Raw genomic sequence first — 17,113 nt, forward strand, 5'->3', positions numbered from 1 at the left:
CGTGCTCCTTCCATCACTGGGCGACTCTGCATTTTGGCGTTCCCTTTTCCCGGTGACCGAAAAAAAATCCTACCGCAAAAAACCAAATGTAACCGAAAACAGAAGCACATTGTTTCGTTGGTAAGTGCTGGCAAAATCGACAAAGTCAGTCAAACTCTTGCTGTAGTGCAGCATAAATGTCAGATCATATTTTTTGGATAATGGCAACACATAACCAGCATAACCAGAGAAGCCATATTCATACTTCGATGGGAAATTTCTTGGGTCCGTTAAAACAAGGGTTGAACTGTTTGCCGGATTGATGTGATCGATATTTTTATAAATCACTTCAGCTTTTCTAAGAAACCCATAGAAGGCACCCATACCAAACACAACATTCTTCTTTGGCAAAATGTGAATGGTCGGCATCACTGAAATGGTTAGATAATTCAGGGTGGTGGTAATATCACGCGTAAAGTGTATCGGCCCGAGCGGCCCCTGTCCATAATAACCATAACCATAACCATCGCCAACCGTCTGACTCCCCTTCCTTTCATACAGCACTCTTGCCTTCAATTCTAAAGTTTTGGAGAAGGCGTGTGAAACGCCTCCCCCAAATGAATAACCGAATCTGGTGACCGAATTGCCAAAATAAGTAGAGCTTCTGAGCAGTCCACCACCGGCAGTTACTTCAAACTTCGATATGAGTCGTTTGCGCAAATACCGTTCTGGTGGTGTCGGTGCTGTTTGTGCAACAACGTTTACGCCGTTCAAAAGCAGTATAGTTAAAATCAAAATCCACCTTTCCATATTGGCTATTATTTACGAATCTATACAACTTGACTAGGGATTGCTTTTAAGTACTCCTTTGAAGTGGCCAACGACATGCGCGTCGTTTTTAAAAACAACATCATATTCAATTTCAAAAGTGTCGCCATTCTTTGAAATGATTTGGAATGTCGCACTTTTTGGTGGCGCAAAGTCAGGTGGGTTTACCGGATCGGAATGGGCGTCCATGAATTGATTTGCATCGTATTCGATATAATCAATTCCACCCGGCAAAGTTTCCGTTGGATCTGAAAAGAAGTCATCAATCCACTGATCTTTCGCTCTTAATGTGAGGTCCGAAAAAATGACCGCGTTAATGGTTTTGTTTTTTAAATCGATCTGGTATTTGCCGTCGGCCGATTTTATGATGGGCTGATCAATAAACGTAAATGAGTAATCTGTATCCCCTCCTGTATGGCTATATAAACCAAATGGCGTAGGGTAGAATTTGTCATTTAGTGTAAAGCCATTCATCACGGGAGGTGTGGTAGGGTCATTTTTTGAGCAAGCAAAAAGAACAGACAGAAGCAACAGGAGGATGGGAAACTGTTTCATTTTTGGTAACGATTTGTGCTAAATCTATTAAAAAGGCAGGTAACATGCCGTCATCAGGGCCTTGACAATTTTTCCTCCCCCCCTCGGACATGGACTCCTTTTTCAACAAAGAGCACTGCCATCAACGTAGCCCCAAAACACAACGCTGCGGCCAGGATCATAATTGTTCTATAGGCATCAAGAAATCCCTGCTGATAAAGCTCCTGGACCTTCTGCCGGTCGGCGTCCGACAAATGGGAAGGCGCCTTTGCATTCCCCAGATTGACGACTTGCGCGGCGATTTCCCTTTTGCTTTCCTCCCCGAAAGAAGTCTTCGCCAGGTCTTTTTGCAAGGCGCTGCTAAAGAGCAGAACGGCCAACGCTCCAAAGATCGCATTGGCAAAAACACCCGACGTCCTCGTAACGGCATTGTTCACTCCCGAAGCCACGCCCGAATATTGATCGCTCACACAACCCATCACCGTGGCCGTCAAGGGCGCAACCACGAAAGTCATCCCTGCTCCAAAGATCAAAATCCCGGGAAAGAACGTGGACCAATATTGCGTGGGGCCACTGGTTTTTGGTATGAAGGCCAGAAAAAGCAAAGCGGCTCCCGTGATCGTGGCGCCCGCCACCAAAAAAAATTTAGGCCGTAACGGTCAGACAACTTGCCAGCCACCGCTGACAACAGCGTCAGCAAAAGCGTGAACGGCAAAAATGCAAGCCCGGCCTCAAACTGGCGGTAACCCTGTATCTGGATCAGGTTCAACGAAAGAAAAAACATGCCGGCGCTAAGCCCCGCGTAGAGGAAGAAGGTATAAAGATTCGTCCCGCTAAAAATCTTATTCTTGAACAAGTGCAACGGCATCATCGGATGCAGCACCCTTTTCTCTTGGGCGATGAACACCGGCAGCGACAATATTCCCACCCCCAGGGAAATATAAACCTGCCAGTTATTAAATCCCACCTTCGGTATTCGTAGAAACCCATACGTGAGCGATGCCAAACATATGGCGATCAGAAGCGCCCCGGCAACATCGATGGGCTTGTCCGCTCCACCACCTTTCACTTCTTTAACCTTGGCAAACAGAATGAACAACGCGATCAGTCCAATGGGAACATTGATATAAAATATATAACGCCACCATCCGGCATCCGCCAACGCACCGCCCAGAATGGGTCCGCCGATCGTAACCGCCGTGCTCACGGCCGACCAAATACCGATAGCTTTGCCCCGCTCTCGCTCGTGTATGGACGAAGAGATCAGCGACAGACTACCCGGTATCATCAAGGCGCCGCCGATGCCCTGAAAAATCCGGAACACGATCAGTTGAAAAATAGTCGCCGACATTCCGCACAACGCCGAACTCAGCGTAAACAGAACAATACCCGTCATGAATATTTTCTTCCTCCCCAACGTGTCGCCCAGTGAGCCACCAATGAGAATGAGCGAGGCCAGCATCAAGAGGTAGGCGTTGAGCACCCAGAATATGTCCGTCACCGATGCCTGAAGTTCTTCCTGCATCGAGGGCAACACCACATTCAACGCCGTGGCGTCAATAAAAGCCATGGCCGACGCCAGAATGGCCGAGACCATGACCCAAATTCCTTCTTTACTTTTTAGCGCGACGGTTGGCATGATGGGTCGGGGTAGGTGCACTTGCTTTCACCTTTCAAATCAAATTTACGGTTTAGGATTATTATCTGTTTTTTCAAAATCCTGAAAATACAATGTATTAATTGTCCCCCCGACACACGGGCTGCTCAGACTTCTGTCGAACCACGTTGATAATAATATCACAAAAAATTAACAGGATACACACACCCTTTCCCGTTCTTTATCCCGGTTTACGGGATCAGTCCTAAACTCCGTAAAACGGAATGACAATACGTATGAAAAAACAATTTTCAATAGCACTCTTTGCCTTGTTTATGATAACAGGGCCGCTTATGGCACAGACCGCTAAGCACGTTATCTTTCTTACCATTGACGGGTTCCGCCCCGATTTTTACCTGGACAACGAGTGGCAAACGCCTAACCTTCGTGCGCTGATGAAAGACGGGGCTTATGCCAAGGGAGTAAACAGCGTGTTCCCTTCCGTTACCTATCCCTCCCATACCACGATCGTTACCGGTGTGCAGCCCGAGAAGCATGGCGTATTTTATAACAACGTATTCACCCCCGATGGAATGCCCCAGAAACCTTACTGGCAAGATAGCTCCATTCATGTACCCACAATCTGGAAAGCGGCCAAAGAAAAAGGCATGACCGTTGCGTCGCTCTATTGGCCCGTATCTGCCAACGCTCCTGTAGACTACAACATCCCCGACGTTGGCAACCTGGGCGATTCAGTCTGCGAACAATATTCTTTACCGCATGGTTTTTATGCCGAGGTGAAAAAAGAAGTGTTCGGAGGCGTTGACGTGATCGATGCAGGGAAAAACCAGAACGTGGCTAAGATTGCCGCGTATATCATAAAGAAAAGCAAACCGGAGTTGATGACTATTCACGTATTTTCTGCAGACGGCGCCCAACATGATGTGGGGCGCCACGGAACACCGGTACAGGAAGCGGTGGCGGATGCTGATGCTGCTGTAGGCATTATCATAGACGCTTTGAAAGCCGCAAGTATATGGGAAACCACGGTATTCCTGGTGGGCGGCGACCACGGGTTTTATGATGTAAAGAAGATGATCTCGCCCAATGTATGGCTGAAAGAAGCCGGGTTGATCAACGACGTGAGAACAGGCGACTGGAAAGCGCAATTCAATACAGCCGGCGGATCGGCTTTCCTGTACCTGAAAGACCCCTCTGACAAAGCAACTGCGAATAAAGTAAAGGCACTATTGCAAGCGCAACCTGATACCGTGAAACAATATTACCGCATCATCAGCAGGGAACAATTGGACAAAGGTGGCTATAATCCGAATATTGCGTTCGCGCTTACCGGACAGCATGACGCTGCATTTAGCACGGCCAGTACAGGCGATGCCATAAAGCCCGGCAAAGGCGGTACACACGGACATTTCCCCGACACGAAAAATATCCGCACCGGCCTGGTAGCGCATGGCCCAGGCATCCGCAAGGGCGCTGTCATACAGGAAATGAATCTGCGCGATATGACGCCCATCATGGTGAAACTCCTTGGTGTTCCGTTTCCTAAGGTGGATGGGAAAATACCGGCAGGATTATTACAATAATTGATTATCTGAGTGAGGCATAACGGAACTGACTAGCCTAAATCGCCTATGCTAAAAGTTGCGGGGTACTGGCGGACTTGTCCGCCGTAGGTCGCGAGAGGGCGGGATTACCTTCGGTGATCCGGTGAGGGTGGGCTTCAATCCAATAAATGCCTCCGTTCGCTGCGCTCACTGCATTTTTGTTTTAAAGGATTTTGCTCGAGTGGGGCACTCGGCAAAATCCTTTAAAACAAAAATGCCCTCCTTCGTCGGGCGGGCATTTATTGGATTGGCGGAGAGGGCGGGATTCGAACCCGCGATACCCTTTCGAGTATACACACTTTCCAGGCGTGCTCCTTCAACCACTCGGACACCTCTCCATTTTGGTGTTTTCGATGTTTTTCCTGGAAACGGGACGCAAAGAAATCAATAAAAAACGCAGTTTCCAAACCTCACGCGGTCATTTCTCCGGCCCGGGAGAGGCCGATCAGCGCGCGGGTGTGTTCGGGCGGTATTGGCCTGTTAAAAGCATCAATTTCACGCTTTGCGAGGAAAAGCGGCCCTGAAAAGGCAAGATAAAATTTGATGATTTTTGGGGCGAATTTTAAAATTATTCCAATAAATACGACAATGGGCCGGAGATCCATGGCCTTTTTTGTTGGCTCCATGGATTATTTGTAACTAGAGTATCCAAGAACCCTAAACCTCTGAAAAAGGCCTTTGCCATATTCTTCCTTTCGATCTTCCTGTTCAACATAGGAGGATACTATCTGGTGTATTGGGCAGCAAAATCCCGGGCGCAGAAAGACCTGCTCGTTCGCCTGGACGCCGACAATTATTCATCAAACGACCTCGTGGTTTTCTCCGTGCCTACCATCTCGCTTCCTTACACCTTGCAACAACAGGGTTATGAAAGGGCGAACGGCGAATTTGAATACCAGGGCGAGTACTATAGCCTGGTGAAGCAACGCCTTGAAAATGACACGCTGTTTATGGTGTGTATCAAGGATCATCATAAAAAGAAACTAGTCAAAGTACTGAACGAGTATACCAACCTGGCCAATAATTTACCCGCCAGTGCCCATCATACCCTGGATTCGTTCGCAAAACTATTTAAGGACTACACTTCGGCAGAATCAACGGCACTATCAGCCGGCTCAGGTTGGTGTATCCTAATTTCCTTTGTTGAAAAAGACTATTCGCTGCTCCAGCGCAACGAGCCTGTACTCTCCCCTCCTCCCCGAGGTTAGCCATCCCCCTCACCTTTTCGCTGCGAAAAGGTCTATTCTCTATTCTTTATATGACGGTAAATTTCAATTGGTCTGATCCAAGGATTTGATCCTATGGGTACGATTGTAATTGCCTGTCACCTTAACTACTACTACTCAAACTCTTACTCCAATGAAAAAATTTATACAGCTTTCAATTCTCTTGTTTTTCATCTTCACAAGCGCTGGCGTTTTTGCTCAGGGTTGTGTTGCTGTTCGCGCGATGGGCGGTATTAACCCGTTGTCAACGAGTGGTTATACCCTTCCCAAAGGTCATTTTCAGATCGGAACAAACTATCGCTATTTCCATTCCTTCAGACATTATGTGGGCACAGAGGAACAAAAGCAACGCCAAAATACAGGCGGTGGCTTCGACGCGAATGGAAATGAAAAAGGAAATGCGGTCAATATTTATTCACACGCGATCGACCTTAGCATTTCCTATGCGATCACTGACCGTTTCCAGGTGAACCTTGTCATTCCCTATGTTCACAATGAACGCTCGCAGGTATTGGCAACCAAAAAAGATCCCACTACCGGTCAGACCTTAGAAGGAACCCGTTACAGCGTGTATGCTCAAGGGCTCGCAGACGTCCGGGTGACGGCGAACTACTGGGTATTTGATCCTGCCACCCATCAAAAAGGAAACCTGATGGTTGGACTTGGTGTGAAGCTGAACACGGGAAGTCATTCAAAAACCGATGATGCCATTGCATTAGATCCTACTACGAAGCAAGTGATCACCCAAAATCAAGTGATGGACCAGGCCATTCAGCCTGGCGATGGTGGAATTGGTATTTCTGTTGAGATGCAAGGATTCAAACAAGTATATAAAAGCATCTACGCTTTTGGTACCGGCTATTATTTGTTCAACCCCAGAGAATCCAATGGCACGTTCAAGTCAGCACCGACTGTGGTAAAGGATAAGAATGGCAATGTCCTTGGAACGTTGACGGGCTATAACCTTTACGCTTCACCGGATCAGTACTTTGTACGGGCAGGTTTCATGACGGCTGTTGGAAAGAGCAAAAACCTGACATTATCTGCTGCCGGAAGATTTGAAGGCATCCCCGCCTATGATGCCTTTGGTGGACAGGTTGCCTATCGCAGACCTGGTTATGTTATCGCCGTCGAGCCTGGTGTTTCCTACCGCAACGGAAAGCATAGTGTAAGTTTGTTCGTGCCCTTTAACCTGGTAAGAAACCGCATTCAAAGTGCAGCCGACAAAGCCAGTCAAAACCTGCAAAACTCTGTGATCACGGATGAATCACAAAAGGTTCATGTGCAAGGTGATGCTGCCTTCGCTGATTATTCCATCAACGTGTCGTACTACTACCGGATCGGTAAATCGTAGTTTACTCCAAATGAAAAGACCCTGTCACGCTGTGCGAGAAATCGCACAGCGTTTTTTTTTGCGCTGATAACGCCCGCAAAGATGTTCTAAAGCCAACCTGCGTCGTATTTACGCCAACCAAGGGTAACTGCATTTTCTTTGCTACGTTATAATAGCGGAACTATAATGTTTAGCGAACGTATGAACGACATTCAACGAATAAATAAAACCCCTAAAATTATAATATGATCTTCATTAACCCACAGTGGCAAGGCTCAGGTTTGACGGATGATTTGAAACGGGGAGCAGAGACTTTCATTTCCTATTTCAAGGATAGCGACACCAACGTTATCCCACTTTCAAAAAAAGGTTTAACAACCATCGCCAACATTAAATGCTTTGAACCGTTACTCGAGCAGGCAAAGCTTTTCAAAGAAATAATTAGTAGCAGTAAACTTGATAAACTGTCAACTATTGGCGGCGACTGTGGAATTGAGATCATGCCCATTTCCTATCTCAACAAGCTCTACCAGGAAGATCTTTGTATTCTTTATATCGATGCACACGCTGATTTGAATACACCAGAGAGCTCCCCCAGCAAAGCATTTCACGGAATGCCGCTGCGAATACTCTTAGGAGAGGGAAACGAAGAATTTATTGGCTTGCTGTTTTCCAGACTGAACCCGGAACAAATATGTTATGTCGGATTGAGGGACTTAGACGAGCCTGAAAGCCAATATATCCTGGAGCATAATATGACAACGATTCGAGATTGTCAATTTGAGTACGTTCAAGATAAAATCAAGCATTTCAAAAATGTTTACATTCATCTTGACCTAGACGTTTTAGACAAATCCGAATATGCATTCTCCTTGTTTCCGACAAACGTTGGGTCTTCCGTGTCTGACGTGACTGAACTTATAAGAAAAATAAAAGCAAATTATCATGTCGTTGGGTTTTGTATCACAGAATCAACCGCTACAACGTTAGAACAGTTGAACACCATAAAACCCATCATAGACCAAATTATACTCTGAACAAGGGAGACAACTCCATTTTTGTTAGAAAGGTCACTTTCCAGAAGGTGTACCTGCTCCACCGAGTTCATGACGGATCGGGGATAAAATATGTACACGGTTAAATAGATTGATTTTCATACTTTTGCCAAATGGCAACACGAAGCGTATCCGGCGTCCCGGAATCCGTTACAAAGGATCTGAAACTGAAAGGTTTTAAGATCCACGCATTACCGGAAAGGGCAGATCTATCCGCAGCGAACGGCCGGCACGCCGTCGTTCAGGGCCGGCGCGATTTTTATAAAATGGGTTTGGTCACCGGTGATATGACCCTTTACTATGGTGATAGGCTATTAGAAATAAAGGGTACCGTTCTGTTTTTTGTCAATCCCAACATACCGCATTCTGTTGTGCGTCATTCCAAAAAAAGAAAAGGTTATGCCTGTCTTTTTACCGAAGCTTTTATTTCCAGCAGAGAGCGAAGGGAGATCTTGCAGAATTCCCCATTGTTCAGATCGGATGGAACACCCGTCATTCCGCTTGACAAAGAACAGGTTGCCTTTATGACGGGACTTTTTCAAAAAATGCTCAGCGTATACAGCAGTAATTATCGTCATAAGGACGAATTGCTCAAGAACTGTTTAGCGCTCATTATTCACGAAGCCTTAAGAATTCAGCCGCCACAAAACGGACCGCAACATAAAAACGCGGCCACCAGAATCGCGTGGTCGTTTATGGAATTATTAGAAAGACAATTCCCCATCGATAACACCGAACAACCGCTCAGGCTAAGAACGGCACAAGACTTTGCCGGGAGTCTTTCGGTACATCCAAACTACCTTAACCGCTCCGTAAAAGATGTTACCGGCAAACCCACCTCTGTACACATAGCCGAACGTATTGCTTTAGAAGCGAAGGCCCTTTTGCTTTATACGGATTGGAGTGTGGCCGACATTGCCCAGGGCCTCGGGTTTGAATATCCAACCTATTTCAACAACTACTTCAAGCGGGTAACCGGTGTTACTCCCCAATCGCTCCGGAAACAGAAAGTTTGAAAATCATACTTTATGGTTCGATTCTCGTTAGCGTGGAGCGCCACGCTGTGTGGAACTTTGCTTCATAAATTTTAAATAAAAAATATGAAGGTTTTAGTAACAGGCGCTACCGGAAAGGTAGGCAGCAGATTTGTTTCACGCATTTTAGCAAAAGGCCATGACGTTCGCATTCTTGTGCGCGATGCTGTAAAAGCATCCGCATTGGTTGAACTCGGCGCCAAGGTTGTTGTCGGGGATTTAAATAGCCCGGATACTTTACCCCCCGCTGTAAAAGATATCGACGCGGTGATCCATATCGCGGCATTCTTCCGAAGCTTTACCGACAATGAAGGTATTATAAAGACAAATCATTCAGGAACCGTAGCCCTTGCCAAGGCATCCATGGCAGCAGGTGTCAAAAGATTTATTTTCACGAGCACCGGCAACGTTTATCGCCCCGACAACCAACGGCCATCAAAGGAAGACGATTTGCTTGACGTGAACGACACCAGGGCATACTCGTCCAGCAAAATTGCAGCGGAGAACGAACTCCTTGCGCTTCATAAAACAACGGGCCTTGATGTACGTGTACTGCGTCTGGGGTTTGTTTATGGTGATCGAGATCCTCATATCGAAGGGATCATACCTGTACTGAAAAAATGGAAGCGTCACTCCGGGTATAGAATGCACATGGTACATCATGTAGATGTTGCCCAGGCTTTAACGATACTGCTTCATACCGACGGGCTAAACGGCGAAATATTCAATGTGGCCGATGATGCACCGATCAGCTTATATGAACTTGTTGATGCTTTTGGATTAGCCAGCGATACATTCGACCCCACAGAAGGGCCATTGGCTAAGCCCTTTGAAGGCATCATGGACATCTCAAAACTCAGAAGCAAGACCAGCTTCAGGCCACTGGTTCCAAGTTACTATGTAGCACGTGATCTGGATATTTTGTAGCCTCGGGTGAGGCACAGTTTCCAAACCTCACGAGGTCAATTCTCCGGCCAGGGAGAGGCCGATCAGCTCGCGGGTGCGTTCGGGGCCGAACTGGCCGATTAAAAGCATCAATTTCGAGACGGCAGCTTCGGTGGTCATGTCGGCGCCGCTGATGACGCCAATTTGTTGGAGGCGCTTGCTGGTCTCGTAGCGGCCCTGGAGCACGCGGCCACCCGGGCATTGTGAAATGTTGAGGAGAATGATGCCCTGCTCGATGGCCACCTGCAGCTCTTCGATGAGCCACGGCAGCGTGGGCGCGTTGCCCGAACCATAGGTTTCCACTACGACGGCTTTCAGGCCTGGGATGGTCAGTATGGCGTTCACCACCTGGCGGTTGATGCCGGGGAAGAGTTTGAGGATGGCGACGTTGGTTTCGAAGGTGTCGCGCAACTCGAGGCTGGTGGACCGGGGCGTGGAACGGATCACGGAAAAGTTATAGTCGATCTTCACACCGGCTTTGGCCAGGGGTGGATAGTTGCCGGAGTCGAAGGCGTCGAATTGCATGCTCTCCACTTTTTTGGAGCGATTGCCGCGCAGCAACGCATAGTCGAAGTAGATGCACACTTCGGGCACGAGGGGGATGCCTTCCTGGCGGGCCGAAGCAACTTCAAGGGCCGTGATGAGATTTTCGCGTGCATCCGAGCGGGGTTCGCTGATGGGAAGCTGGGCGCCGGTGAAGACTACGGGCTTGCTCAACCCTTCCAACATAAAGCTGAGGGCCGATGCCGTGTAGGCCATGGTGTCGGTGCCGTGCAGGACCACAAAGCCGTCGTGGTTCGCGTATTGGTCGCGGATGATGCTGCCGATGAGGCGCCAGTGCTCGATGTTGACGTTGGAGGAGTCGATCGGGTTCTCGAACGATACGGCGGTGATCTCGAGGGCGAGGTTTTTCAGCGTCGGCAATTGTTCGAGGATGTAGGGGAAGTTGAAGGGCACGAGCACGCCTTCGCGGTCGTAGGTCATGCCGAAGGTTCCGCCAGTGTAAATGATCAGGATGCGGGCGCGCGACTTGCCCGGCAGCGCGGTGTTGATGCTGACGGTGTTGAGATTCATCATACGGAAAGGTTGAACAGGGCGAGGGCGTTACGGGTGGTCATGGAGCGAACGTCTTCCAAGGGACATTTTTTTACGGTGGCAATCTTATCCGCCACCAAGGGTATATACGACGGCTCGTTGCGCTTGCCCCGGTGCGGCACGGGGGCAAGATAAGGACTATCCGTTTCCAAAACCATATGGTCGAGGCTCACGGCTTCGAGCACGGGCTCCAGTCCACCGTTTTTAAACGTGGCCACGCCGCCGATGCCCAGGTAAAATCCCAGCTTGATGATGCGCTCGGCCTGCTCCACGGTGCCGCCGTAGCAATGGAAGATCCCGGAGAGGCGTCCATCCTGAACCTTCTCCACCAGGTCGATGGTCTTGTCCAGGCTTTCGCGGCAATGGATCACGATGGGGAGGGCATAGCGCTTTGCCCACTCGATCTGCACATTGAAGGCCTCCACTTGCTGGTCCCAAAAGGTCTTGTCCCAATAGAGGTCGGTGCCGATCTCCCCTACCGCGGCAAATTTTCGTTTTGAAAGCCAGTTTTCCACGAGGTAGAGCTCGCGTTCAAAATCCTTTTTCACCGAACAGGGGTGCAAGCCCATCATGGCCATGCAGGTTTGGGGTGAGCGGCTTTCGAGTTCCATCATGCGGTCGATGGACGTGTGGTCCACGTTGGGCATGAAGATCCTGCCGATCTGCTGTTCCTCGCACCGGTGCAGCATGTCGGCATAGTCTTTTATAAAATCCTCGTGATAAATATGGGCGTGCGTGTCGACGTAAAAATTCATGTCGCAAAAGTACAAGTTCTCCGGGAGGATGCGCGCTAGGGGGAGTTAAGAAATTGATGAGTCTCCGTCTAAGATCAGGGCAATTAATGATGAACCTCTTAAAATCCCTTGCCTCGTAAATGTATAGTGTAGCAGGATCGCTCAAAAAAGCGTAAACTTATTTCAGCGGGCAAGCATTGGAGGGTTACTGCGCTAAAGCCCGTAGGGCTTTCCCATCATAGCCCCCAGTGAAACTGGGGGTAGGTGAAACAAATCAGAAACAACCCCGGAGGGGTTTCTCTTTAGGGCCACTACCTCTATCGTAATCGGAAAGTTTAGTTTTATTAATGAAGCATTTCAAAGCTGCTGCGTTTCCCCCCGAGAAGGTAACCCCGTTGGGGTTGAAAAGGGCAACCTCTCCTCCCCGGGTCTCACCCGGGGCTATGATCGGAAATCCGCCTAGGCGGATTAAAGGCAAGACAAGGCTAAAGAATTACAACAAATATTTCCGGAAGATGATAATGCCGATCACCACGGCCATACACGACACCACCAGCACGGCGCCGGCGGCGATGTCTTTGATCTTGCCGGCCAGGGGCTTTCGCTCCAGGGTGACCAGGTCCACCAGCGACTCGATGGCGGAGTTCATCAGTTCCAACCCAATGACCACGCCAATGCAGAGGATCACGATGCACCATTCTTCGGGTGTGATGCTGACATAAAACCCGGCGCCGATCACCAACAACGCCACGACGATCTGGGCCTTGAGATTGCGCTCGCCGGAAATACCCGACCAGATGCCGTGAAAGGCATAGATAAAACTCTTTAAAAAGCTCTTCATATTTTTTTTGACACTGATGTAATCGAACAAGCAAACGCAACGAACGGCATCAAATTACTTCCCATCAACGAGTTCTTTTTGCACTGGGGGGCTATTCAACGTTTCCCATACATGATCCAACGCTCCGGCCAACAACGCAGGGTCTGCGTGCGACTGCGTGAAGCCCTGATACTTTTTAGATTCCTCTAACGCGACGGCCAGGTTGAACCGGTGTTGTTCCTGCATGAAGGCCACGCCTTGCTTCATGAGGCGGGCTGCCAGGTATTCCTGCTCTGTTTGCCCGGGGGTGGGAACAAAGATCGCCCGCTTCTGCAAAGCGCTCAAGTCCATCACCGTGCTGAACCCACTCCGGGCAACGACACACGATGCCTGTTCCAACACGGTTTGAAGCGCTGCCCCCGAAAGGAAGTTAACACAATTATCACTGGATTGCTCCTCGGCAGCAGCAGGAAGGCCCCGCACCACAAAATATTTCAGACCCGATGCCTTCACCTGCGGCACCACGATGTTCTCGAACACGGTGCGTTGTGGCTCTGGACCGGAGAAGACACAGACAACGTCGTAGACGACCTTTGCCTTAAGCGTTGGGATGAATCTTGATTGTGGGCCGATGTAGCGGACCGTATAGTTCGACCGGTGTTTTCCAAAAGAGATCAATTCTCCAGCCAGGGCGTGATCGCCGGGAAAGTCGGGGATCCAGCATTCGGTGTATTTCCGAATGAAGGCGTGGTTGATCCGCCGGATCCACGGCGCCATCCATCCAAAGCGTTTTGGCATGAGGATGTTGCTTTGATGGGTAATGAATAGGCTGGGCACCGCCGCGGTCCAGCAGCCATAACGATTGTCGGAGATGACCAGGTCGAGGGCATGCTCCTTGACGTAGCGTTCCACGCAGGCATGCTCTTCACGGATGGCGCGTCTGAACTTTGAAAGTTGACGGGCCATGCTCCAGGCCATGCTCCGCGTGGCCGGGTATGAGGGTTGATAGCCGGGCAGTTCCAGGAAGGTGAGTTGTGGAAACTCCTTCTCCAGGAGCAGACGGGAATCGCCACTGCCGGCAATGAACACCTCGCAACCTCTTCGCTGCAACTCGCGGATCAGCGGAATGCATCGGGTGGCATGACCGAGGCCCCAGTCAAGCGGCGCTATCAGTATGCGTTTGGTCACGAAAGTGTTTTGAATTGAAAACCTTGTTGGGTAAAATGATCGAGCACGCGTGGCAACGCATAGGTCATGTTCCGTTCGGCTTTGAGGCTGTCATGGAAAACGATGATGGAGCCGGGTCGTATGGCGTTGATGGTGTTCTTCAGACAACGCTCGGCGCTCAGGTGCCGGTCGTAGTCCACGGAAAGTACGTCCCACATGATGATCTGGAAATCGGGAAGGGCTTTTATTTGACTTCGGGTGATCCGTCCATAGGGAGGACGAAAGAGCGCCGGCACCTGGGTGTGCCGGGCCATTTCTTCCTGGCACTGTTTTATGTTTTGCACATAGTCGCTGCGGTTGGTCTTCCAGCCGTTCATGTGATTGAAGGTGTGGTTGGCTACTGCATGTTCCTTTGCAATGACTTGCTTGAAAATGTCGGGATGCTTCCGGACGTTATCACCGATACAAAAAAAAGTGGCCTTGGCGTTGTGCGCGGCGAGCGTGTCCAGTACAAATTCTGTGGGGCCGGGAACGGGTCCGTCATCGAAGGTCAGGTACAATTCCCGCGACGCGTTTTCTATTCTCCAGGTGAGCGAAGGATACAGGAAGGGAAAAAGGGAAGGTGTCCGGTGAAGCATAGATCAAATCCCGATATAAAATGACCGACCATGACCGGTAGTATGGCTACCGTGCAACAAAAAAACTATCCTCCTACCCGGCACGAAAGGATGGTGATGTCATCGTTGTATCCGTTCTTGCCTTTGAAGTTGTCGAGGGCGACGATGATATCCTGGTGGATGGTCTTTAACTCCTTGGTGTACGTTAGTTCCTGGCTGAAATAATCCAGCAGAGCCTCCACGCCGAATTCAACCCCTTGTTCACTTCGCGTTTCGGTGAGGCCGTCGGTGTAGCAGAACAGGAGGAAGTCGTCGAGGTCGGTCACGAAACCTTCGTTGAGGAACGGCAGGGGGTGCATGGCACCGAGCACGGTGGAGCCGTCCTCCAGCAAGCGCAAGCCATTCTTTTTGTCGATCAGGATCGGCGGATTGTGACCGGCATTCACATAGACCATGGTCTTCAAGCGGAGGTCGTAGATGGCCGCGAAGAAGGTGATGAACTTCTCCCCTTTGGTATTCTCCAACACCTGGAAGTTCAACGCTTCGATGATATCGGTCAGGTTGGGTGTCTGCCGCAGCAAGGTGCGCAACGAGGCCTGGAAGTTCGACATCATCAACGCGGCGGGTATGCCTTTGCCGCTGACGTCGGCCACGCAGATGAGGAATTGATTTTTGTTGATGGGGATATAATCGTAGTAGTCGCCGCCCACCATGTCGTGGGGCAGGTAGCTGGCTTCCACTTTCAGGCGATCGGTGTTGGGCAGTTTGTCGGGGAAGAGAAACTGCTGCACGTCGCTGGCGATCTCGAGTTCCTTGCGGAACGATTCCTGTTCCAGCTGTTTGCGCACCAGCTTTTTGTTTTCGATGGCAACGATGATGATGTTGCTGAGCGCCTGGATGAACTTGATGCCATCTTCGTTCTCATAGCTCTGATCGTCCATCTCCAGGCCGCCGACAAACACCAACGCCAGGGTGGTGCTTTTGTGGGTGACGGGAATGATGATGTCGAACACGGTGAAGTCGCATTGCTCGAATTCGCGCAGGTGCGTAATGTCTTGTATGGTCTTAAAGGCCGGCAAGAGGTTGGCCTTGTGAAAATGTTTCTTGGTACCGAAGCTTACTTTGCAGCTCCATTCATCATCCAACACAAAGAGGGCGAGCTTCTGGATGTTGAGGTTTGAGCGGAGGGTGAAGTTATAGATCTTGTAGAGGGATTCTTCCGATAGATTACTGTTAATAGCCTGCGTGATCTCGAGCAGCGCATTGAGCTCGAGTTCTTTGATTTCAAATTTTGCTTTGAGGGTTTGTTCTGTCATGTTACGGTAAAGTTAATCTGAAAAGCGAATTGAACACAACGTTTTTGCCGCTCCTAAAAATGTTTTACCTCGTTATGACTGATCGTGAGCGACTTTAGTTTTCTCCCCTTCCACTCAAACGTATGAAAGTTCGAAAAGACACCGATTGACAAAATATAAAGTGGATACAAGAGTTGTAACGAAAGAAAAGCGGGCCAATTCCAGGATAGCCGGAGAATATGTGATATGCTTCTCAAAAAAAAGTATTCCAGTGCCGCTTTGCCCACCCACAACCCCAGGGCGACACCGGCATCGATACGCTGCATGACTACCATTATCGGCAATACGAAGACCAACGCCTGGAAGGCCGCGACAAACAACGCCAACGCCTTGCTAACAAACGATTGGTGATGCCGCCACTTTCCTGCCCAGCGAATCCGTTGGTGGATGAAGTTACGTAGGGTTGGGCTGGGCGCTGTGGTCACCACGGTGCGTTCGTCGCCGGAAAAAGCAATTCCTCCGGGAAAATGTTGGGCGATCTTTCGCAGCAGGAATTCGTCGTCGCCCGAGGGGATGTGCCAATTGCCTTCATAGCCGCCCACGGCCTCGAACGCATCTTTGCGGAACGCCAGGTTGGCCCCGTTGCACATGGTGGGTACGCCCAACGCCATCGTGGCCGCGCCCGAGCCAATGAGGCTGGTAAATTCCAGGGATTGGAGTGTGGAAAAATAATCTTTTCCCGTGATCGCCACCCCTCCAAAAACCATCTGCACGGCATCTTTCTCAAAGCAGGACAATAGCGTCGCGATCCACTCCGCCGGCACGCGGCAGTCGGCGTCGGTGGTGATGATCACCGCTCCCTGCGCCAATTGAACACCCTGTGTCAAGGCTGCTTTTTTACCGGTCCCTGCGCTGCTCACCAGGCGGAGGTGTGGATGCTCCGGGAGATGCTGCCGGACGATGTCGGCGGTGTTATCCTCGGAATGGTCGTCGACCACGATGACTTCATATAGCGGGTGGGTCTGTCTCTTCAGGTCTTCCAGCAACCGGGCGATGTTTTGTGCTTCATGGCGTGCCGGCACCACCACGGTCGCGCGCAATCCTGAAGGGACGCCCGGCTTTTGTGCCACGGCCTTCTTCCACCCGACGAACAACACGATCACCAGGATGAAATAAAGCGCAAAAAAAAGAATGGTGACGGTGGTCATGCGTGCAATTTCAGAAATTTA

At 49.8% G+C, this 17,113-nt stretch carries 18 protein-coding genes and 1 tRNA gene; 6 read left to right on the top strand and 13 right to left on the bottom strand.

Annotation, left to right across the window (positions count from 1 at the left end; all coding sequences use genetic code 11):
- Nucleotides 1-69: 69 nt before the first annotated feature.
- From BUB30_RS08335 to BUB30_RS08345, 4 genes are read right to left on the bottom strand one after another with little or no spacing between them, the layout of a single operon-like run.
- A complete protein-coding gene (locus tag BUB30_RS08335) occupies nt 70-789 on the bottom strand; it encodes an outer membrane beta-barrel protein (protein WP_084137967.1) in 720 nt (239 codons plus the stop codon).
- A 33-nt stretch (nt 790-822) separates the two neighbouring features.
- Nucleotides 823-1,362 carry a hypothetical protein gene (locus BUB30_RS08340; RefSeq protein ID WP_073132696.1) on the bottom strand — a complete coding sequence of 180 codons (540 nt, stop codon included), beginning with the start codon at nt 1,360-1,362 and terminating at the stop codon, nt 823-825.
- A 53-nt stretch (nt 1,363-1,415) separates the two neighbouring features.
- Nucleotides 1,416-1,856: an MFS transporter gene (locus tag BUB30_RS35430; protein WP_221408677.1), complete on the bottom strand. Its 441-nt coding sequence runs from the start codon at nt 1,854-1,856 to the stop codon at nt 1,416-1,418.
- 14 nt (nt 1,857-1,870) lie between these two features.
- Nucleotides 1,871-2,980 (bottom strand): MFS transporter, encoded by a 1,110-nt coding sequence (locus BUB30_RS08345; RefSeq protein ID WP_221408678.1) that lies wholly within the window; start codon nt 2,978-2,980, stop codon nt 1,871-1,873.
- A gap of 311 nt (nt 2,981-3,291) precedes the next feature.
- Between BUB30_RS08345 and BUB30_RS08350 the strand changes: the two genes are divergently transcribed.
- Nucleotides 3,292-4,542: an alkaline phosphatase family protein gene (locus BUB30_RS08350; protein WP_221408679.1), complete on the top strand. Its 1,251-nt coding sequence runs from the start codon at nt 3,292-3,294 to the stop codon at nt 4,540-4,542.
- Between the two features lie 269 nt (nt 4,543-4,811).
- On the opposite strand, the gene BUB30_RS08355 is transcribed toward BUB30_RS08350, so the two are convergent.
- Nucleotides 4,812-4,901, bottom strand: a tRNA-Ser gene (locus BUB30_RS08355).
- A 72-nt stretch (nt 4,902-4,973) separates the two neighbouring features.
- Nucleotides 4,974-5,189 carry a hypothetical protein gene (locus BUB30_RS34805; protein ID WP_143164817.1) on the bottom strand — a complete coding sequence of 72 codons (216 nt, stop codon included), beginning with the start codon at nt 5,187-5,189 and terminating at the stop codon, nt 4,974-4,976.
- A gap of 105 nt (nt 5,190-5,294) precedes the next feature.
- Between BUB30_RS34805 and BUB30_RS08365 the strand changes: the two genes are divergently transcribed.
- The 5 genes from BUB30_RS08365 (at nt 5,295) to BUB30_RS08385 (ending at nt 10,138) form a co-directional block, all read left to right on the top strand.
- A complete protein-coding gene (locus tag BUB30_RS08365) occupies nt 5,295-5,771 on the top strand; it encodes a hypothetical protein (RefSeq protein WP_073132701.1) in 477 nt (158 codons plus the stop codon).
- A 151-nt stretch (nt 5,772-5,922) separates the two neighbouring features.
- Nucleotides 5,923-7,143: a hypothetical protein gene (locus BUB30_RS08370; protein ID WP_143164818.1), complete on the top strand. Its 1,221-nt coding sequence runs from the start codon at nt 5,923-5,925 to the stop codon at nt 7,141-7,143.
- A 224-nt stretch (nt 7,144-7,367) separates the two neighbouring features.
- On the top strand, nt 7,368-8,159 hold the full coding sequence (locus BUB30_RS08375) for an arginase family protein (RefSeq protein WP_073132705.1): 792 nt from the start codon (nt 7,368-7,370) through the stop codon (nt 8,157-8,159).
- 131 nt (nt 8,160-8,290) lie between these two features.
- Nucleotides 8,291-9,193 carry a helix-turn-helix domain-containing protein gene (locus BUB30_RS08380; protein WP_073132707.1) on the top strand — a complete coding sequence of 301 codons (903 nt, stop codon included), beginning with the start codon at nt 8,291-8,293 and terminating at the stop codon, nt 9,191-9,193.
- A gap of 84 nt (nt 9,194-9,277) precedes the next feature.
- The gene (locus tag BUB30_RS08385) at nt 9,278-10,138 is read left to right on the top strand and encodes an NAD-dependent epimerase/dehydratase family protein (protein ID WP_073132709.1); all 861 of its coding nucleotides are present in this window, start codon (nt 9,278-9,280) and stop codon (nt 10,136-10,138) included.
- 27 nt (nt 10,139-10,165) lie between these two features.
- On the opposite strand, the gene BUB30_RS08390 is transcribed toward BUB30_RS08385, so the two are convergent.
- The 7 genes from BUB30_RS08390 to BUB30_RS08420 form a co-directional block, all read right to left on the bottom strand.
- The gene (locus tag BUB30_RS08390) at nt 10,166-11,233 is read right to left on the bottom strand and encodes an asparaginase (RefSeq protein ID WP_143164819.1); all 1,068 of its coding nucleotides are present in this window, start codon (nt 11,231-11,233) and stop codon (nt 10,166-10,168) included.
- Nucleotides 11,230-12,006: a TatD family hydrolase gene (locus tag BUB30_RS08395; RefSeq protein WP_073132711.1), complete on the bottom strand. Its 777-nt coding sequence runs from the start codon at nt 12,004-12,006 to the stop codon at nt 11,230-11,232. The genes BUB30_RS08390 and BUB30_RS08395 overlap by 4 nt, the downstream gene beginning before the upstream one ends.
- Before the next feature lie 472 nt (nt 12,007-12,478).
- Complete coding sequence (locus tag BUB30_RS08400; protein WP_073134981.1) at nt 12,479-12,826, bottom strand: diacylglycerol kinase family protein; 348 nt, start codon at nt 12,824-12,826, stop codon at nt 12,479-12,481.
- 54 nt (nt 12,827-12,880) lie between these two features.
- Nucleotides 12,881-13,993 (bottom strand): glycosyltransferase, encoded by a 1,113-nt coding sequence (locus BUB30_RS08405; RefSeq protein ID WP_073132713.1) that lies wholly within the window; start codon nt 13,991-13,993, stop codon nt 12,881-12,883.
- Nucleotides 13,990-14,610, bottom strand: a complete 621-nt coding sequence (locus BUB30_RS08410; RefSeq protein WP_073132715.1) for a polysaccharide deacetylase family protein — start codon at nt 14,608-14,610, stop codon at nt 13,990-13,992. The genes BUB30_RS08405 and BUB30_RS08410 overlap by 4 nt, the downstream gene beginning before the upstream one ends.
- A 65-nt stretch (nt 14,611-14,675) precedes the next feature.
- Complete coding sequence (locus BUB30_RS08415) at nt 14,676-15,905, bottom strand: GAF domain-containing SpoIIE family protein phosphatase (RefSeq protein WP_073132717.1); 1,230 nt, start codon at nt 15,903-15,905, stop codon at nt 14,676-14,678.
- A 53-nt stretch (nt 15,906-15,958) separates the two neighbouring features.
- Nucleotides 15,959-17,092, bottom strand: coding sequence for a glycosyltransferase (locus BUB30_RS08420; RefSeq protein ID WP_073132718.1), 1,134 nt, complete (start codon nt 17,090-17,092; stop codon nt 15,959-15,961).
- Between the last annotated feature and the right edge of the window lie 21 nt (nt 17,093-17,113).

Source organism: Chryseolinea serpens (assembly GCF_900129725.1).
GTDB lineage: Bacteria > Bacteroidota > Bacteroidia > Cytophagales > Cyclobacteriaceae > Chryseolinea > Chryseolinea serpens.